Origin of the sequence: Falsibacillus albus (assembly GCF_003668575.1) — a bacterium.
GTDB classification, from domain to species: domain Bacteria; phylum Bacillota; class Bacilli; order Bacillales; family DSM-25281; genus Falsibacillus; species Falsibacillus albus.
In genome coordinates, this window is record NZ_RCVZ01000002.1 from 183,206 (window position 1) to 201,749 (window position 18,544).

17 protein-coding genes are annotated in these 18,544 nt (G+C 43.4%); 7 read left to right on the top strand and 10 right to left on the bottom strand.

Annotated elements, in window-relative coordinates:
• Positions 1 to 173: 173 nt before the first annotated feature.
• The 3 genes from D9X91_RS03540 to D9X91_RS03550 form a co-directional block, all read right to left on the bottom strand.
• The gene (locus tag D9X91_RS03540) at positions 174 to 557 is read right to left on the bottom strand and encodes a YisL family protein (protein WP_121679187.1); all 384 of its coding nucleotides are present in this window, start codon (positions 555 to 557) and stop codon (positions 174 to 176) included.
• Between the two features lie 89 nt (positions 558 to 646).
• Positions 647 to 1,549: a fumarylacetoacetate hydrolase family protein gene (locus D9X91_RS03545; protein WP_121679188.1), complete on the bottom strand. Its 903-nt coding sequence runs from the start codon at positions 1,547 to 1,549 to the stop codon at positions 647 to 649.
• Positions 1,550 to 1,817: 268 nt separating this feature from the next.
• Complete coding sequence (locus tag D9X91_RS03550) at positions 1,818 to 2,972, bottom strand: DUF418 domain-containing protein (protein WP_121679189.1); 1,155 nt, start codon at positions 2,970 to 2,972, stop codon at positions 1,818 to 1,820.
• Positions 2,973 to 3,102: 130 nt separating this feature from the next.
• Here D9X91_RS03550 and D9X91_RS03555 point away from each other — a divergent pair, with 130 nt between their 5' ends.
• The 7 genes from D9X91_RS03555 (at position 3,103) to D9X91_RS03585 (ending at position 5,412) form a co-directional block, all read left to right on the top strand.
• The gene (locus D9X91_RS03555) at positions 3,103 to 3,324 is read left to right on the top strand and encodes a spore germination protein (protein WP_121679190.1); all 222 of its coding nucleotides are present in this window, start codon (positions 3,103 to 3,105) and stop codon (positions 3,322 to 3,324) included.
• A 15-nt stretch (positions 3,325 to 3,339) separates the two neighbouring features.
• Positions 3,340 to 3,594, top strand: a complete 255-nt coding sequence (locus tag D9X91_RS03560) for a spore germination protein GerPB (RefSeq protein WP_121679191.1) — start codon at positions 3,340 to 3,342, stop codon at positions 3,592 to 3,594.
• 28 nt (positions 3,595 to 3,622) lie between these two features.
• A complete protein-coding gene (gene gerPC, locus D9X91_RS03565; RefSeq protein WP_121679192.1) occupies positions 3,623 to 4,249 on the top strand; it encodes a spore germination protein GerPC in 627 nt (208 codons plus the stop codon).
• A complete protein-coding gene (locus D9X91_RS03570; RefSeq protein ID WP_121679193.1) occupies positions 4,239 to 4,418 on the top strand; it encodes a spore gernimation protein GerPD in 180 nt (59 codons plus the stop codon). Before gerPC ends, D9X91_RS03570 begins: the two co-directional genes overlap by 11 nt.
• On the top strand, positions 4,418 to 4,837 hold the full coding sequence (locus D9X91_RS03575; RefSeq protein ID WP_158598226.1) for a spore germination protein GerPE: 420 nt from the start codon (positions 4,418 to 4,420) through the stop codon (positions 4,835 to 4,837). Before D9X91_RS03570 ends, D9X91_RS03575 begins: the two co-directional genes overlap by 1 nt.
• A 30-nt stretch (positions 4,838 to 4,867) precedes the next feature.
• A complete protein-coding gene (locus tag D9X91_RS03580; protein WP_121679195.1) occupies positions 4,868 to 5,086 on the top strand; it encodes a spore germination protein in 219 nt (72 codons plus the stop codon).
• A 107-nt stretch (positions 5,087 to 5,193) separates the two neighbouring features.
• The gene (locus tag D9X91_RS03585) at positions 5,194 to 5,412 is read left to right on the top strand and encodes a spore germination protein (RefSeq protein WP_121679196.1); all 219 of its coding nucleotides are present in this window, start codon (positions 5,194 to 5,196) and stop codon (positions 5,410 to 5,412) included.
• A 53-nt stretch (positions 5,413 to 5,465) separates the two neighbouring features.
• On the opposite strand, the gene D9X91_RS03590 is transcribed toward D9X91_RS03585, so the two are convergent.
• From D9X91_RS03590 to phaZ, 7 genes are all read right to left on the bottom strand, one after another.
• Positions 5,466 to 5,771, bottom strand: a complete 306-nt coding sequence (locus D9X91_RS03590; protein WP_121679197.1) for an HNH endonuclease — start codon at positions 5,769 to 5,771, stop codon at positions 5,466 to 5,468.
• Positions 5,772 to 5,870: 99 nt separating this feature from the next.
• Positions 5,871 to 9,620, bottom strand: a complete 3,750-nt coding sequence (addA, locus tag D9X91_RS03595; RefSeq protein ID WP_121679198.1) for a helicase-exonuclease AddAB subunit AddA — start codon at positions 9,618 to 9,620, stop codon at positions 5,871 to 5,873.
• Positions 9,595 to 13,101, bottom strand: coding sequence for a helicase-exonuclease AddAB subunit AddB (gene addB / locus D9X91_RS03600; protein ID WP_121679199.1), 3,507 nt, complete (start codon positions 13,099 to 13,101; stop codon positions 9,595 to 9,597). The genes addA and addB overlap by 26 nt, the downstream gene beginning before the upstream one ends.
• Before the next feature lie 285 nt (positions 13,102 to 13,386).
• Positions 13,387 to 14,892, bottom strand: coding sequence for an acyl-CoA synthetase (locus tag D9X91_RS03605; protein ID WP_233569521.1), 1,506 nt, complete (start codon positions 14,890 to 14,892; stop codon positions 13,387 to 13,389).
• Between the two features lie 805 nt (positions 14,893 to 15,697).
• On the bottom strand, positions 15,698 to 16,870 hold the full coding sequence (locus D9X91_RS03615; RefSeq protein ID WP_121679201.1) for a thiolase family protein: 1,173 nt from the start codon (positions 16,868 to 16,870) through the stop codon (positions 15,698 to 15,700).
• A 13-nt stretch (positions 16,871 to 16,883) separates the two neighbouring features.
• A complete protein-coding gene (gene fabG / locus D9X91_RS03620; protein ID WP_121679202.1) occupies positions 16,884 to 17,624 on the bottom strand; it encodes a 3-oxoacyl-ACP reductase FabG in 741 nt (246 codons plus the stop codon).
• Positions 17,625 to 17,637: 13 nt separating this feature from the next.
• On the bottom strand, positions 17,638 to 18,540 hold the full coding sequence (gene phaZ, locus D9X91_RS03625; RefSeq protein ID WP_233569528.1) for an intracellular short-chain-length polyhydroxyalkanoate depolymerase: 903 nt from the start codon (positions 18,538 to 18,540) through the stop codon (positions 17,638 to 17,640).
• Between the last annotated feature and the right edge of the window lie 4 nt (positions 18,541 to 18,544).

Genomic DNA, 18,544 nt, shown 5'->3' on the forward strand with positions numbered 1-18,544 from the left:
GCCCTTTTCTCGCTTTCCTACATACTTTCGAGCACGTTCACCGACGGAGCTCTTCCCCTTTTGCTTGTGAATGCTCGGTCATTCTGTAAAATGTACATAGTTTAACATCCAGATTTCCAACTCTGGCCCACCACCATTTTCCCACAAAAAAAAAGAGCCATGACGGCTCTTTTTTAGCTAGGATTGTAGAACGGGTGCCATCCCAATGGAAGGCTCAGTCCCAAGTAAAGTACAGCAACAATGGCAATGATGAAAATGGTCCATAAAGCCCCTGTGCTCTTACCCTTAGATGTACGGATCAAAATCATTTCAAACATGGAAATGACCACTAGCCCTGTCAGGACCTTGATTCCATACAACATATGATTCGCATTTGGATTCCCTACCGGATACAATAGTGCTCCAGAGATGATGATTAAAATGTAAAATACTCGCAGGATCATGTGTACAATCTTAAATCCTTTAGCGTTATTACTTTTATGTAAGGATAACGCGACGAAAAATAAAATGATCGCAATTGCCCAAGTGGTGATATGAAGATGCGTCGTAGCCATCATGCGGGCATCCCTCCTTTTATAGTTTCCTACTTCATTGCTCTCAATATCATACCATAGAGAAAGGAAAAAGTAGAAATAAGAACCTATCATTATTTTACTTTATTCTTTAAAATTCCGATGTTCTCGATTTCTATGACGATTTCATCACCAGATTTTAAAAATCGCGGAGGCTTAAAGCCTTTCCCCACGCCAGCCGGTGTTCCAGTGGCGATGATGTCCCCCGGCTCCAGGGTCATGCCTTTTGACAGTTCTGAAATGATTTCGTCAATCGGGAAAATGAAATGGGAGGTATCTGATTGCTGGCGGACCTCTCCATTGACGGTTGTGGTGATTTTCAGCTGACCGGGGTCTTCGATCATCGATGCGTGCGTGATGCTCGGTCCCATTGGACAGAATGTATCCAAACTTTTTCCGATAAAGAATTGCTTATGCCTTGATTGCAAATCCCGTGCAGTGATGTCATTGACAATCGTATAGCCAAACACGTGTTCAAGTGCATGATCCCTACGGATGTTCTTCCCTTCTTTGCCGATCACGACCGCAAGTTCCCCTTCATAGTCAAGCTCAGAAGTCACATCGGAATGGCAATCGATCAACCCCTCATGTCCGATCACCGTTGTAGGCGCTTTCGTGAACATCATGATATGACTCGGGATATCTGCTTCACTCCCCAGTTCGATTGCATGGTCGCGGTAATTCTTACCGACACACATGATATTTTTGCCAGGACGCGGTATTGGGGCAGCAAAAGCCACTTTTTCCAAGGAAATTTTGAATGATGAGCAGTCGTCCTGAGTTTGTCCAAATTCCAAGGCATCCTTGACTGCATCCATAAAGCTTTCACCCATTTTTATCCCTTCCAACAGTGATTCAGGAAGTTTTGGAGATTCATATTTTTGTTGGATGGAAGGTAAATCCCATATAAAGTCTTCAAAGTCTGATAAAACTCCATAGCTCAACGCTCCGTCGATTGAATACGATACAAATTTCATTTGCTGCACCTCTTCTTTCATTAATATTAGGGTTTTTCGTAAACGCTCTTTTCGTAAAGTTTGTTGCTATACATCAAAGGTTGTGTAAGGTTGATTTCCGCTGCAGGCTGCTCTATTTTCCGAGTGGTCTCACCCGGCCCGCTGTTCCCTCCGGAGTCTCGCACCTTCCGCTCCAATCAACTTCATATGATGAGTTATTTTAAAGAAAAACTGGTAAAAACAACAATCTTTGAGAAAACAGCCTTTTATGATTATTATGATATCACTTTTATTTACTTCGGTAGGCTGCTTTTTTCCAAATGGATTCAAGTGGACCTTGTTTGAACTTGATAAACCAAATTTCCGCTGCAATGACCTGGATAAAATAAATTCCGATGGCAAGCTCGATGCTCGTGGATAGATCCATATCGTTGTAAAGGTTGAGTCCATATCCATAAAAAATGAATGACCCCACAATAGATTGACTGATATAAATGGTCAACGACATTCTACCGGCCATAGCAAACGGCTTCAACAATTTTTGACTGTGCGGGATCATCGTCAGTAGAACCAATAGGGCAAGATAGCCGATTCCCAGCATTGGCCCGCCAAGAATGTTTTGGATGAACATAAATACTGTGTTCTTTAAAAGTATGTACGGAAGCATCTTCAATAAAATGCCAACGGTCAGGAATACTGCGGCTGCTGCCACCCAATATTTTTTATAATTCTTTGCATTCTCGAACCACTTTTCCTTTGCAGCACCTGCACCTATCATCATCATTGGAAAGATCGTCACCAACATGAAGATTAGATTACCGGGATTGTTCACATGATACCAATCAAATATCCTTTGCTGCATGATTGCAGCATAGGAAGAAGATGTGTACGCTGAAATCGAATCCTTGATGCCATTGATATCGGACCAAATTACTGCGCTATATGGGTCGATGATGGCGGAATAACTCAAATAGACACTGAACAAAAGATTAGGGATCAAAAACAGCGTCATTCCGAAAAGCACCAATTTCTTGCCCGTCATGCTTAAAACGGTCAAAAGAAGAAGTCCAAGCAACGCATAAATGATAAGTATATCCCCATACCAAATAAAAACAGCATGAATGATGCCAAAGCCGAGCAGGATCAGCAGCCTCCTGGCACTGATTTTAAAGGATGAATCCCCCATAGATCGAGTACGCTGCTGAATCATCACCATTCCAAAACCAAAAAGAAACGCAAATATGGGGTAAAAACTTCCTTCTATGAATATATCGTCCGAAACATAGCTGCCCAAATCGCTTCGCTGATCCCACCATTCAAACGGATTCATGTATAATACCGGTGAATGAAATGAGATGATATTGACCATGAATATTCCGAGCAAAGCAATTCCCCTTATTATGTCTATTGATAATAATCGTTCATGGGATTGCATAGGTCTCATATTAGCTCCCCTTTTTCTCTGTATCTCAATTTACATTTTACAATGAAATTTTCCTTTAGGCGAATGAATCACATTTACTCCTCACTCTCATACAATGTTGTAAGAAATCATGTAAAGGATGTGAACGGTCATGCCTGCTTTTGTTGGAGCCGTTCAAGTAATCAACCTTGGATCGAGCGGGGTTTTCCATATAGGTGATGTCTTTCAAATACAGCCACTGTCCAATTCCAAGACCTTCGCCGGGGCCGGGTCCTTTAATACCGGAGATGGGCTATCGGTTTATAACGAACGATCCTCGACCAATACGTATGACCAAGACGGCTTGGATCAAGGAAATTACTTCAATGTTTAATGATGTGGTGATCGCATGAAATTTTACGTCCAGCAAACGATTCAAATACAAATGATCAAAATTGGCTCGGTTTCAAACTCCTCCGTTTTTCAAATCGGAACAGCAGGTTCCATTAGTGAATCCTCAAACCTATATAATACAGGCGGCTACATCAAACCCGCACCTGAAGCAGTGAAACCGGGAACTGTCGTGGCTGAACAAGGAGCTAAGCAACCCCCTATAATAAAAAAACCTTTAGTGCCATTTCAGCCTCCTGCTTCTCCAGTATAAAAACTTTATTAGAAGGTGAGGTGTCATCATGCAGGACCTCTATCAACATATCAATCAGCTGTATCACTATATAAGCAAGCAGACAAATAAAATAAAAGACTTGGAAGATACGATATCATCCATTCAAATGGAGATTGAGCAATTAAAAAGCAAGCCATCTGTCAATGTGGAGAGGCTGGAATATAAATTCGATCAGCTGAAGGTTGAAACACTGGAAGGCACGCTCAATATTGGTCTTAATCCAACCGACTTGAAAAATATAGAGGATTTTGCAGTTGACCAGCAGCCTGCTAATTCAGAATCCGTCGTCACACCTTTCCCACAAGGAATGCGTGATAATATCGAAGCTGCCGCGAATCAATACGTCGATAAGGAAATAGCCAATTTGATTCAGGATAATGAGGAGCAATTAGAGACACACATCGACCCACAGTATCATGAATTGATTAAAAATGATATTAAACGCCAACTGCCACAGCGAATAAGCTACTATATCAATGTCCACTCCCACCCAAGTGCCAGACAGCAGAACCCGGTAGAACAATTGGAAGAAGTGATTGGGCAGAAAATCAGAGCCGATATCCAACAGGCGGTATACACATTCATTGCCCAATTACCAAATGAATTGAAAGGAAAGAAGCCAGATGGAACTTAATGTCGTTAATCGCGAGTTATGCGTAAATGCAATCCGCATCATTGGAGTCTCAGCTTCAGGATTAGTGTTGGTAGGCGATGCAAACCACATCCAACTTGCCTCCACCTTTGATACACCACCTGAATCACTTATTGTTGGTCCATTCGTTCCACTGTCGCCTCAAGGATGATGAACCCCTTTTGTCGTCAATCCATTGTGCAAAATACGACTGTTGATGTAATGGGTTTTGCTGCTGTAATAGAAATTGGAGACTCCTGTTATATTAGATCCAAATCAAACGTCTTGGCCACTCAAAGGGAAAGAGAACTATTTTTTGATGAAGAAGGAAGCTATGAGGATTATCCCATTTTTAACGAACCTATTCCCATTCCTCATGAAAGGGAACCTGTTTATATCAATAAATTGAATGCAAATGGCACGATCAGAGTCAATAAAATCCGTATTAACGGTATCTCAAATGCTGCAATATTGCATATCGGAAGCACGAATGACGTCTATTTAGAAAATAGGACTCATCATATCCGCCAATTGATAGAACGTGAAGAGGAATTGAATCTGTCTTTAAATAATTCCACAACACAAGAATAAGAAAAATATTATTAAAAGGAAGGTGTATATATGCCAGCCTTTACTGGACCAGTTCAATTAACGACCGTGAACGGAGGAACCGTTCAATTCGGGGATACCGCTGTCATTTCACCCAAAAATGGAGCAAAGACAACCGCAGGAAGTGGAGCTTTCAATACGGGTGCTTTATTTTTCACCTATACAATTTTTAGTGTGAATGGAACTCTTGATACGAGCCTAATCGATCAGCCTATCATCGGAAACAACTAAATAAAGGTTTGAATAAAGAAGGTAACGAGAAGATGGTTATTTGAATAAGCTATTAGATAATCTAGTTGAAATAAGTGTTTATTAATTTTGTAAAAGAAGGTGTGTATATGCCAGCGTTTTCAGGTTCTGTCCAAGTCATGAGCGTAAACGGAGGAACTGTGCATTTTGGGGATACAGCCGTCAATTCACCCAAAAGCGCATCCAAATCAACAACTGGAGCAGCATCAATCAATTCGGGATCATTCTTCGATGCCTTTTCATTTTTTAGTATAAATGGCACGTTGAACAACAGTCTCATTGAGCAGCCGACAGCGGGAAATAATTAATCAAAACTGACCGATGCCACTTCGCCTTTCTACAGAAGGCAGGTGCAGTCCGGTCAGTTTTTTCTTTTTCGATGATTCGATTTTTTCATCTTTGGGATTCTGCTTGCAGGCTGCTTTTTGATCCATTTAATGAACTTCCAAAGCTGGGGATTGGCTCTTAGCTTCTCAACCGAATTCATTGTTTCCGCGAGCTCCTCATTTGTAAAAAGCGCGTGGATTTGTTTATGACAAGGGATGCAGAGCATGGCCGTCGGGAGAAACGCTCCCCCCATTTCCTTCGGTGTGAGATGATGCTCCGTTACAGCTACTTCCTCCCGCAAACAAAGCTCACATTTTCCTTTGACAGAACTTTTTCCCATTAATCATTCCCCCTTTTAAGCCATAATCTGAAATTTATATTAGGTACTTATAAAATAAAGGAACAGCGAGAATTCTTTCGCTGTTCCTTTATTGTTGCCTCAAAGCTCAAGGACATGTGCACCATCAAAAAAGAATAGAAATTTCCCTACAACGGGCTGTTTCCAAATCTTTTCGATTGCCACTTGATAAAATTCTAGCTGCACACGGTATCGTTTTTCCAAGATTGGCATCGCTTCTTCGAAACCACCTTTGTAGCGTTCATGAATGGTATCTGTCTTATAGTCTAAAATGGTAAGTCCATATTCGTCCTGTATGACACAATCGATGATCCCCTGGACCAATACATCCTCTTGTCCTTTTTGCCAATCGGGATAAATCTCATCAGCTGGTACGGCGATGCTGAATGGAATTTCACGGTATACCTTTTTGGCATAAATCATTTTCTTGCCGATTTCTGTATGGAAAAAGGCTGCAATTTCCTCGATGCTGATGGCATTTTTTTGTTCTTCTGTCAGCAGCTCTTTTTTTATCATGGTGCCAAGCAATTCTTCCAGAGTTTGAACCGTCGGCATCTTTCCGAGTGGAATGTGCTGCATGACCATATGCATGGCCGTACCGCGTTCAGCGGGACTGAGTTTTTCCTCCTGCATGAACCTCGGCCTTTTCAAAACAGGCTTCTGCATTTTATTAAGAAGCGTTGTATCACTTTCTGCATCACGAATCTCCAACATCCTCTTCAATTCGGATACTGATTGCTTCGAACGTTTTTTCGTTGCATCCTTGTATGGATAGGACCAATTAAGACTTGTGATAATCTTATCTTTTTCAGGTGAGTGTTCTGGATAAACTTTTCCTTCCTTCACAAACTCCTGCCAGTCTTTTTCTGCTTCCGATGGTTTTACTTCTGATTGTAAAATCGATTTGTGGTGGATGCTGACCTTCCAGCGTGATGGGTGTTCCTTCATGCCTTCAGGCAGGAGTGCGGAAATGCTTTGGCTGCCATCTCCCAATAGGGAAACATCGGCATGCCTGATCAAGGCAGGGCCGATCCAATCCAAGTAAGACTTGGCTTGGGCACGGTCATAGTCCTTCAACAGCCATTGATCCAATGCCGGGCTGCTTCTCCACTTCTTCACGGTTTTTGAAAGCTCTTTATGGCTCCCAATTAAATATAGTTTCTCTTTTGCACGTGTTAAGGCAACATACAAGACCCGCATTTCTTCAGAAATCAACTCCAACCGCATTTTCCTTTTAAATGCCAGCTGCGGCAGGGAAGGATATGTGATTCGCTTTTCAGGGTTCATATATTTAGCTGCCAGCCCCAAATCTTTATCCAATAAATAAGGAGAATTCAAATCCATCATGTTAAAATTCCTCGAAAGCCCTGCCAAAAAGACGACAGGAAATTCAAGGCCTTTACTTGAATGAATCGTCATCAGCCTGACGACATCCTCGCCTTCACTTAATGCCCGGGCTGTACCGAGATCGTCTCCACGCTCTCTCATTCGATCGATGAATCTTAAAAAGCGGAAAAGTCCCCTGAATGAAGTTGATTCGTACTGTCTTGCACGATCATACAATGCCCTCAAGTTCGCCTGTCTCTGCTTTCCTCCCGGCAGACCGCCGACAAAATCGTAATATCTGGTGTCCCGATACAGCTGCCAAATCAAATCGGACAGTGCCCCCTGCCTTGCAAGCGTCCTCCATCCATCGAGCTGCAGTAAGAATTTTTCCAGCTTATCCGCCAATTCTTCATGATTCTTTGCTTCCTTTTGTTGAACCATTTTTTTGACAGCCTCATAAAATGCACCAATGGAATTTGATTTCCGGATGGCAGCAAGCTCTTCTTCTTCTAAGCCCACGATTGGCGAGCGCAATACAGCCGCCATGGGAATATCCTGGTATGGGTTATCGATGATTTTAAGGAGCGAGAGCATGACCGTTATTTCTGTCGCATCAAAGTAGCCTGTAGCCAAATTCGCATAAATCGGGATGCCGGCTTCCTTAAACTCTTCCATGATGACCGGAGCCCACGGCATTGATCTTAGCAGCAATACGATGTCCTTATATTGGATCGGACGATAAGCTTTCTTCTTTGGATCGTAAATTTGTTTTTCGGATTCTATCAATTCTTTGATCCTGTTGGCAATGAGTCTTGCCTCAAGCTGTGATTGCTCCAAATCCTCTTCGCTGGCTGCATCGGAATCCTCCTCGATTTCCGTGGCACTGCCGTCATCCGCTAAATCGACGAGCTGGATTTCAATTGGATATTCTTCATCTTCAGGATATGAAGCTCCCAATACAAGTTCAGCATTGGCATCATACTCAATTTCCCCGACCTCAACTCCCATGATCTGCTTGAATAAATAATTTGTACCGGATAAAACCTCTTTTCGGCTCCTGAAGTTTTTGGCTAAATCGATCTTCATGCCTGTTCCATTTCCATCTGGGCGGAAACGATTATACTTCGATAGAAATAGATTCGGCTCTGCCAGCCTGAATCGATAAATGGATTGTTTCACATCCCCTACCATAAATAGGTTTCCGTCACTCTCCCCTTCGGCAGAAACCAATTGCAGGATTGTCTCTTGGACCATGTTGGTATCTTGATATTCATCGACCAAGATTTCTTTGAATTGATTTCTATATGTCAGGGCTGATTCTGAAGGCGACATGCCCTGTGGGGAGGTTCTTAAGATATCCAAGCAAAAGTGCTCCAAATCAGAGAAGTCGACTAACCCTTTCTCTGTCTTCATTCCTTTGAAGCGGATGGAAAAGGCCTTTACCAAATCAACAAGAGCATGAATGACGTCTTTCATTTCTGCCATATCCTTCAGAAACGACTCGGGTTTGCGTGAGAATAGTTCTCCCTTCAGCTTTTCTAAAATGGCTTTCGCTTTTTTTCTTAAGTCGTCCGCTTCTTTCGTTAAATCCTTGTCATATTCATCTCCACGGCATGATTTCGCCCTTGAGAAACTCCAAGCGTTCATTTCCAGGTATAAATCATTCCAGGATTTATTCCATGACTCTAGAAGTCGTTCGACTATGGCTATGTCATCGATGTAATTTTCCGCACGCGGTGAAGGACCGCCTGGAATTTTCGTCATTTCCAGCGCTTGGAGGAGAATGGATTTTGCTCCCTCCAGCTGCAGCTTAATATCTTTTTTTAAGTAGGGTTCGAATGAAAGCTGTTCAATGGTCTCGATCCCTTCAACATCATACATGGATACGAGATGATCAAGCCAAAGATCTGGATTTGGATGTGAACGGGAAAAATCATAAAGCCGCCGCACCATATCCTGCAATGCTGCATCACTGCGGTCGCTAGTAAAAGTATCCACAAGACGGTAAAAACGCTCATTTTCTTCTTTTCCATACTCTTCTTCAAACAGATCGTCGAGCGCTTCATCCCTTAATAGCTCTCCTTCCGTTCCGTCGGCGATCCTGAAACCAGGATCGATATCAATCAAATAATAATATTTCCTGATGACCTCCAAGCAAAAAGAATGAAGCGTGGAGATGGAAGCCCTGTTAAGCAGGCTCAATTGTCTGCGCAAATGATGGGAAGCTGGATTTTCATCGATTGCTTTTTCAAGTGCTTCCCCGATTCGATGGCGCATTTCGGCGGCGGATGCATTGGTGAATGTTACAACCAACAATTCATCGACATCCAGCGGTTCGGTTTCTGAAAGGATTTTCCCGATGATCCTTTCGACTAATACAGCTGTTTTCCCTGAGCCGGCTGCAGCTGCCACTAAAATATCTTGATCCTTGGCATGAATGGCACGCCATTGGTCATCGGTCCAAGTGACGCCATCCGGCTTAATTGGTATCAGTGATTTGACCATCTTCATCAACCTCCTCTCTAATGTTAGCCATGATTTCATCTTGCTTATGCTGCGGCAGTATCCGGAATTGGTTCCCTTCCATTGATTGATCGAATTGGCAAACCGGCTTAAACGAACAGAATTGACAAGGTGTGCGATCTTTCAGCTTGTATGGAGCAATGTCCACCAGCCCAGAGGTGATGTCATTCCCTGTTTTTTCGTAAATTTTCCTTACATATTTTCTCATGTACTGCAAATCTTCCTTTGACGCACTTTGAGAATTGGCCGTCAATGTACCGTCCTTCTTCAAACCGGCGGAAATGACTTCTGAGGATCCGCTTTCCAATGTACGATCCATCAATCTGACAATATCAGGGTCGTCAAGGATAAGTCCCTTCATTTTAAAACTCTTATAGATTTCCTGTTCAATTTCCTCCATGGTCATAAAGGAATTGGCCTTTACAACCGGATTGTGCACATGGAAATATAGGACGCCTGCCGGCAGGGCTTCCGTGCCGACCAAATGCTTGGAATGGGTAATGGCAATGTCCAAATACGTGAGCATCTGCAAAGCCAGTCCGTAATAAACCTCTGTATAGTCCAATGATTTGGCGCTTGACTTATAATCAATGACCCGAAGGAAGGTGCCTTGTTGATTTTCTGATTTATCGATGCGGTCGATCCTTCCTTGCAGCGCCATCTTTATTCCATTTTTCAATGTAAAAGTAAATGGCGGCAAGCTTCCTTTCGGGCCGAATCCAAGTTCAAGACCTATCGGGGCGAATCCGCTCGCTTTTGCATGCTGGCTAAGTACTATGGAGGCACGGCTGATGACATTTTCCAACTTCTTTTTAATATAATGATGTCTGTTGGAACTGAGAAGGATTTGATGCTGAAGCTTCGGAGCCAATACATTGACAGCTTCCTTTGCCAGCATGGTGCACTGTTCCTGCGATAAACTTGACCACGATAAATTCAGCCTGGTCACTTCATCAGCAATCCACTTAAGGGCTCCATGGAACATTTCTCCGATATCCGGAGCTTCCAACCTGAATATTTCACGATCTTGAAGCTTGAGACCATGGCGGGCAAAGTGGGAAAAAGGACAGCCGTGAAACATTTCCATCCTTGAAACGCTGGCCAAAATTTCTTCTCCATACAGCTCTTTGCTCGCTGCTTCCGATATCGGTTTGGCTTTATTTTGAAAGTATAGGCTCGAGAGAATATGCTTTGCCTTAGAATGCCATTGAGGATGCTCCATATAAAAGTTGTAGACATCCCACCAAAAGCCGGCAATCGGGTAATGATTCTTTTTCAACTGCAGCTGCGTCGTTAAGTAAGCAATCGATACATTCGGGTGTGATATATATTCCAATTGCTCGGAGGAAAATAGATCCGCAGGGTCGTTAACAATCATTTTTTCATCAATTCCCGGGAACATTTCTTTCAGCCTCTTTATATATGGGGAAGGGAGTAAAGCCCTCCCTTCTTCATTTGCCAAAGGATAAGAAAGGAAAAGATGGCGAGAAGGCGTGGTAAATGCCTTGTAGGCGATAAAATCTTCATCAAGAAGCTTTCTTCTGCTGCTGGGTCCAACCATGATCCCGCTTTGAAATAGCCTTTCCCGATCATCATCCGCAAAAACACCTTCTTCCGATATTTTCGCTGGCATGATACCATCGTTCAATCCAATGACAAACGCTGCCTTCACTTCTGATAACCTTGATAATTCAAGGTTTGCAATGATTACTTGATCCATCGCAGGCGGGACAATGGAAAACTTCATCGATTCAAGACCCGAATCCAATACCGTGGAGAATTTCTTAAGGGTAAATCGTTCAGATCCAACCATTTCCACGAACTGATCCAATAATTCGATCACGGCATTCCATGCTTGATCATGTTCACGGGCGAGAACCAGATTTCCTTTTTCCTCTGCATCCATCCTCAGTTTCTCAAGTTTCGATGGAATATCTAATTCCTCTAAAAAAAGAAACAGCGCTTCCCCGAAATCCCTTCCGGCGCTTGCCTTTTTCAACCTTCTCGACAGACGGAGGATCGGAGCTGATATAAAAAGCCTCAATTCATTGATTTCATGCTCTATGCTCCGTTCCTGGTCTGTTTGCGGGACATCCGTTAATTCCAGCCCTCTGAATCTTCTATAAACCCATCGATTTTTATTTGTCCACTGGCTTCCTTTGATTCCATTTGCCAACACATAATTTTCAAGCCGGTCCATCTTCTCCCTCAAACCCTGATCGCGGCTGTTGAGCGGAAACAGCAAATCGGTTTTCACGGCCCTGAAAACCGGTTCATATCTCCAATTGCTATTGAGGATTTCAATGGTTGAACGGATGAGCTCGATCAAAGGGTGATTGAGCATAGGGCGCTTTTGGTCGATAAAGTATGGAATGTCATAATCATAAAAAATAGTTTCAAATACATCCTGATAATCGTGCCCATTCCTTACTAATATCGCAATATCCTGATAGCGGTAGTTGGATTCCTGGATAAGACTTCTGATTTTCCTTGCAATGCCCTCGATTTCAGATCGACGGTTGGAAGCTTGCCATAATTCTATATCCAGCTCCCCTTGAAATGGGATCGCGGGGCGATGTTCGAAATTCCTTTCAAGGTGCAATAAACTATTCCCCTCATAGCGCAAGCTGGATTCCATGACCTTTTCCTCAAGTGGAATCCCCAGAGCAGAAGCAATCTGATATAAACTTTCGTAGGTTTCCCCTGTCATTCTGAACAAGTCTAGATCATCAGGTGTGGCAAATCTGTATGGTTTGTCCAACGTAAGTGCAATTGAAACATTTGGACAAGTTTTCATTAATTCTTCAATCACCAAGTATTCCTGAGGAGTAAAGCTATGGAAACCATCGATGTAGATTTCAGCAGATTGTAAATATGGCGAATGGCGGATGGATTCCGCCAGCAGGCGAAAATAATCTTCAGAATCAATATATTTATCCAACAACGTTTCTTCGAATTTGGTATAGATGAGCTCCAGGTCGTGGAGTTTGTCCACAAGCGACTGATGATACCCCTCATTCGCCAGCTCTTCTTGTTTAATCATCAGCTCTTCGGGCTCTACACAATATCTCTTGAATTCTGTCAGCACTGACTCAATATGCTGTACGAAACCATTCTTATCAGCTGCGCGGCCAAACAGCTTCAATTGCTCTTTTTGCTCTTCTATGATTTTGCGAATGAGCATATTCAATCCGGCGCTGGATAAATGGTAGCGGCCCATTCCTCCCGTTTCCTGCAGGACCCTCCAGGCGAGCCTGGTAAAACTAAACACTTGAGCACGGATCATGCCGTTTAAATTCGGGGATTTAGCAAGGCGATATTCAGATAAAAATGTCATTTGATCCGGTACTAAATAAATGATAGGCGCGCCATTCGGCTTTGCTTCAAGCGACGCTGCCATTTCATCAAAGACGTAAGACGTTTTCCCTGCTCCCGAACGGCCAAGGATGAAGCGCACAGACATATGATCACTCCTTCTACAGCTTTTTTATGTAAAATTTTCTGTACAAATATAAATATTAATATTTCATTCTACTATTATAGTATACCCATCCATTAAATAGAGGAAAAACTGCTCATTTAGAGGATAGCTGAATGGTGCATATAAAAAGTGGTCATTATACACTACCCTACACCACGATCACCCGTCAAAAGAAATTATCTCCATTGATATCATGCCCTCTCATCGAAATCCAAAAAAATCCAAACGCTTACTGAACGCGTTTGGATCACTCATTTTATATATTCGCTACATAATGGTATTCCCCTTCATATACCATAGTGATTTCAAGGACTTCTTATCGATTTTTCCTACATGCGTTTTAGGCAGTTCCTCTACAAAAACAAAATCCTTCGGCATTTTAAAATTCTTAAACTTCCGAAGACAATGCCGTTGAATTACATCGACTTCGCATTTTTTGTTTCCTTTTGTGGTCAAGAAGGCTGTAACTTTCTCCCCCCACTTTTCATCCGGGATACCAATGACAGCTGCTTCATCAACCATTGGATGCTCACAAAGCCAATGCTCAATTTCAAGAGGATATACATTCTCTCCGCCCGTAATGATCATATCCTTCTTTCTGCCAACGATATAAATATAGCCATCCTCATCTTTCCGCGCCAGATCCCCAGTATGCAGCCAGCCGCCTTTAACCGTTCTTAAAGTCTCTTCTTCATTGTTCCAATAGCAGGAGAAGACATGCTTCCCTCTAATCAGAAGCTCACCTACCTGGCCGCTCTTCGCCTCTTTCCCATTAGGATCTATGATCTTAATGGAATTGAACACCATTGCCTTTCCGACAGAGCCTCTTTTTTCGTTTGCTATTTTCGGATCTATATAAAAATTATTAGGTCCTGCTTCAGTCAATCCGTATCCTTCTTTGAAAGCAAGTCCTTTACCGGCAAAAAACTCATATATCGACAGCGGACAAGGGGCACCTCCCGATAAAAAAACCTTCATGCTGTCAAAGCTTGTACGGGAAAATCCTTCGCTCTGAATCATCATATGATACATGGTGGGCACAAATAGAGCAATCGTGATCTGATGCTTATTCAAATGTGCAATGGCTGCTTCAGGGGTGAACCTTCTCCCTATCACTACCTTTCCCCCGGCCATCAGAATGGGGATAGAGAGGGCATTGATTCCGCCTGTATGAAACAAAGGAAGGTAGGTCAGTGTTTTATCCTCCTTATTCAAGCCCCAGCTGATTATCGTATTGACAGCATTCCAATTGACTGATTGATAAGACAGGACTACCCCTTTTGACTTCCCTGTTGTTCCACCTGTATAAATCATCATCCATGGATCTTTTTCAAAGATATCTTCCTGAATCAAAATGATATCTTCATTGAACGAGTCCAATCGATTTTGTTCGATTGAGATCGTTTCGATCAACATCGATAATGATTTGGCAATAGGCTCAAAGTCTGCACTGTACAGCATTAATGAGGGACTGCAATCCATTACGATATGTTCAAGTTCAGCCTCAGATAGCCTCCAATTCAACGGAACAAAGATAGCCCCTATCTTGGCACAACCAAAGAGCACCTCGAAAAAAATCGGATCGTTCTCCGAAACCAAGCAAATCCGATCGCCTTTCTTCACCCCTTTTGTCTTAAAAAACATTGCCCATTTCAATGCTTGGTTATGTAAACCTAAATAGGTTAATTCTGTGCCCGTATCTCCATCCACAACCGCAATATCATCAGGTGTCAAACGCGCCCGACTCTCGATCCAATCCATTTCACTCCACACCGCGTCTTCCTCCTCCAGCTTAATAACAAAATTATATGGTTAAGGAGTTACAAGGAAGTTACAGAGGATAAAATAGGGCTGCTTCTCGTGAATTTAACTCATGGCCCTTTCGTTAAATGCTCTTTCTTGTCATACATTGTTGCTTTAGCTAATAAAGTAGGATTGTTTAAGCAAAGTTTCAACTTCAAAATGGCGTATATCGGCAGAAAAGAGCTGGAAAACTTTCATTCAACGAACAAACGTAAAAGCGACTGTAGGATTTTAACAACAATCTTTACGAAAACAGCCTCGTTAAAAAAACCTTCGGCAGCGATCACAGTAGGGAGGCGTGTTCCCCCGCTTGAGGCTCCTATGACATCCTGGACACTCTACTGTCGTGCTATCATCATCGCCAAGACCACCGAACCCTTTTTGAAAAAATCCTTTCATCGACCCTTCCAGCTTCCTTAACAGAAGCGCCGGCACAGATATGACAAATCCTATCAGCAATAATACCAACATCACCCTCAAGCTCTTCCCCTCCCCAACATCCTTAATTTCACTTACGATTCAGGGGGCGGTTTTGTTTCAAAATCAGGTGAAAAGTCAATGATCCGAATATGCCGGACAACGAGCTTTATCCCGGCTCTTTTGCCACCGTTTCGCACACCAGCTCAACTCAAAGGCTTTATTCTGACTTATTGTTTTCAGGTCACTCAAGTCACAGGAGCGCCCAACTGCAAATATCGCCACCTCTACATATTGCGCCGCATTATCTATAAAATAACCAAAAAAGAACACCCGCACATTGGGTGTTCAATTAAACCTAGCATTCTATGAAAACAGTAGCTCCCATGCCGCCGCCGACGCATAATGAAGCTATACCTTTTTCTGCGTTTCTTCTTTTCATTTCGTGGATCAGCGAGACGACAATTCTTGCTCCGGTGCAGCCTACTGGATGCCCTAAGCTGATGCCGCTGCCATTGACATTTACTTTCTCCCTGTCCAAACCAAGTTCCTTTTCCACAGCTAAATACTGAGCTGCAAATGCCTCGTTTATTTCCCAGAGATCGACTTCATCCATGGACCAATCAACTTTGCTCAATCCCTTTTGAGTAGCAGGGACGGGACCTCTGCCCATGACCTTGGGATCGACTCCCGCAACCGAATAGCCCGAGATTTTAGCCAGAACCTCCACACCTCTGCGGTTCGCTTCTTCCTCTGACATCAGAACGAGGATGGCTGCCCCATCATTCAAACTCGATGCATTCCCCGCCGTGACTGTACCGTTCTGGCGGAATGCAGGCTTTAGTCCGTTTAGTTTTTCCAAGGATAAATTGCCGCGCGGGTTTTCATCCTTATCTATCAATCGTTCCACCCGGCGGTCCTTCACTGTAATTGGGATGATTTGTGAATCGAAATATCCGTTCTCGATTGCCGTCATCGCTTTTTGGTGCGACTGAAAAGCCAATTCATCCTGCTCTTCCCGGCTTATCCCATGTATTTCAGCAAGGTTTTCAGCCGTTTCCCCCATCATGAAGTGATGAATCGGATCCTCCAGCACCTCCCAAACCGTATCTCTTATTTCACCATGTTGAAGACGTTGCCCCCAACGATGCTGCTTTAATACATAAGGGCTGGAGCTCATGGCTTCAACACCGCCTGCCAACACAATCTCCGACATTCCTGTTTGGATCTGCATGGCAGCAGAGATGATCGCCTGCATGCCGCTGGCACATTGGCGCTGGATTGTATAACCCGTCGTCGTTTCTTCAAATCCTGCCAAAAGGGCAGCTGTCCTTGCTGTATTGGGCTGATCTGTACGCTGGATGCAGTGGCCCAGGATCACTTCATCGATATCACATGCACCAAGCTTGCTGGCAGAAGCAGCTTCCTGCAAAAGGGGTACGACTAAATCCGTCGGAAGCAAGTCTTTGAAAGCACCCCCAAACGTACCGATCGGTGTGCGATAAGCCGCTGTTACTACAACATTCTTCATTCCCATTTCTCCTTTACATCATGATTCCGCCATCCACGTGCAGAACGGTTCCATTGACATAGTCGGATTCATCGCTCGCCAAAAACAGATAGGCATTTGCAATGTCTTCCGGTTTTCCAAGGCGTTGAAGTGGAATCATGCTTTTCATTTGTTCGATCACTTTTTCCGGGACTTTGGCTACCATATTCGTTTCGGTGAAGCCTGGAGCGACAGCATTGACATTTATTCCTTTACGGCCGAGCTCCTTTGCCCAAGTTTTCGTCATCCCGACGATTGCTGCCTTTGCTGCAGCATAGTTCGTCTGCCCGACATTTCCATAAATTCCGCTGACGGAAGAAGTGCTGATGATCTTCCCTTTCCCGCTTTGTACCATATAAGGGAGGACAGCCTGAGTGCAGTGGAAGACTCCGGTCAAATTGACATCAATGACCTGCTGGAAATCAGACGTGCTCAATTTCGCCAGCATCCCATCCCGGGTGATTCCAGCATTGTTTATTAAAATATCGATCTTTCCATATGTAGAAATGACTTGCTCAACCATGCGGTCGATGCTTTCACGTTCTGCAACGTCCACTTGAAAAAACGCCGCATCATACCCTTGTTCCTTCAGTTCCCCGACACGCTTTTCCCCGATTTCAGCATCATAGTCTGCCAAGGCCACTTTTGCCCCTTCCTCCGAAAAGCGTTTGGCTGCGGCAAATCCTATCCCATTGGCTGCACCTGTTATGACAGCTACCTTTTCATTCAGTCTCATGCCTTACCTCCTACTAATTCGCTAAAAATTCCGAAACTTCCTGCAGCAGCTGCCCCAGATCATCGATAAGCGGGGAGTGTCCACAGTTTTTCAACTCTTTGAATTGTGCATTACTTCCAAGATCGTCCAGGATTTCTTTTACCATCTGCGAATGAACCACATAATCCCGATCCCCTCGCAACACCAGCACCGGAATTGTGATCTCCTTTGCTTTTCCGTTTCCTTCTACAAGACCATTGTGGTGTTCACTAATATTAAACGTGTTTAAAGCTTGATAGACGTCAGCAAGGTTCCGCTGTGTCCGCATATCGTCAACATATGCTTCGAAATGCTCCTCGCAAGGCTTGTTATGTGTATAAATCAACATATTCCACATCGCCTTCAGGAAATCACGATTGTTTTGGTCGTAAGCCAATTGAACAGCAATCGTTTTCCCCGTGTCCCTCTCTACCTCTTCAATCGCCTTTAGCCGATTGGCTAAATCCGGTTCCCCTGATTCTTTTGTTCCATAGAATGGATACCCTCTTGTTGAAGCAGAAGCAATTAAGATCAATTTTTGACAAAATCCTGGATGCTCTGCAGCAAATTGCATTCCGACAGCGCCTCCTGTCGACCATCCGATGAGAGAGCAGTCGGTTATTCCCATGATATCGACAAATGATTTCAGATCATCAGAAAAATCCTTGATCCCTTTTATACGCGTATGATAGCTTGAACCTCCGAATCCCCTCAAATCGACTGCATAAAGGTGGTATTGTTCATCCAGCGCTTCCATTAAAACATCCCAATGCTTGGATGAGGTCATGTTCCCGTGGATCAATAATACTGTTTTCCCACTCCCCGGTCTTTCGCGATATGCCATTGTTTCCCCATTGGACAATTTCACTGTTTGAATTTCCATATCCATTGTTTTCATCCCT

What these genes read in the sequence shown, in the direction of transcription:
- fabG (WP_121679202.1), bottom strand. Translation starts at nt 17,624, where the DNA reads ATGAGACTGAATGAAAAGGTAGCTGTCATAACAGGTGCAGCCAATGGG.
- D9X91_RS03545 (WP_121679188.1), bottom strand. Translation starts at nt 1,549, where the DNA reads ATGAAATTTGTATCGTATTCAATCGACGGAGCGTTGAGCTATGGAGTT.
- D9X91_RS03555 (WP_121679190.1), top strand. Translation starts at nt 3,103, where the DNA reads ATGCCTGCTTTTGTTGGAGCCGTTCAAGTAATCAACCTTGGATCGAGC.
- addA (WP_121679198.1), bottom strand. Translation starts at nt 9,620, where the DNA reads ATGGTCAAATCACTGATACCAATTAAGCCGGATGGCGTCACTTGGACC.
- D9X91_RS03580 (WP_121679195.1), top strand. Translation starts at nt 4,868, where the DNA reads ATGCCAGCCTTTACTGGACCAGTTCAATTAACGACCGTGAACGGAGGA.
- D9X91_RS03575 (WP_158598226.1), top strand. Translation starts at nt 4,418, where the DNA reads ATGAACCCCTTTTGTCGTCAATCCATTGTGCAAAATACGACTGTTGAT.
- D9X91_RS03550 (WP_121679189.1), bottom strand. Translation starts at nt 2,972, where the DNA reads ATGAGACCTATGCAATCCCATGAACGATTATTATCAATAGACATAATA.
- D9X91_RS03540 (WP_121679187.1), bottom strand. Translation starts at nt 557, where the DNA reads ATGATGGCTACGACGCATCTTCATATCACCACTTGGGCAATTGCGATC.
- D9X91_RS03615 (WP_121679201.1), bottom strand. Translation starts at nt 16,870, where the DNA reads ATGAAGAATGTTGTAGTAACAGCGGCTTATCGCACACCGATCGGTACG.
- phaZ (WP_233569528.1), bottom strand. Translation starts at nt 18,540, where the DNA reads ATGAAAACAATGGATATGGAAATTCAAACAGTGAAATTGTCCAATGGG.
- D9X91_RS03560 (WP_121679191.1), top strand. Translation starts at nt 3,340, where the DNA reads ATGAAATTTTACGTCCAGCAAACGATTCAAATACAAATGATCAAAATT.
- D9X91_RS03590 (WP_121679197.1), bottom strand. Translation starts at nt 5,771, where the DNA reads ATGGGAAAAAGTTCTGTCAAAGGAAAATGTGAGCTTTGTTTGCGGGAG.
- D9X91_RS03585 (WP_121679196.1), top strand. Translation starts at nt 5,194, where the DNA reads ATGCCAGCGTTTTCAGGTTCTGTCCAAGTCATGAGCGTAAACGGAGGA.
- D9X91_RS03570 (WP_121679193.1), top strand. Translation starts at nt 4,239, where the DNA reads ATGGAACTTAATGTCGTTAATCGCGAGTTATGCGTAAATGCAATCCGC.
- gerPC (WP_121679192.1), top strand. Translation starts at nt 3,623, where the DNA reads ATGCAGGACCTCTATCAACATATCAATCAGCTGTATCACTATATAAGC.
- addB (WP_121679199.1), bottom strand. Translation starts at nt 13,101, where the DNA reads ATGTCTGTGCGCTTCATCCTTGGCCGTTCGGGAGCAGGGAAAACGTCT.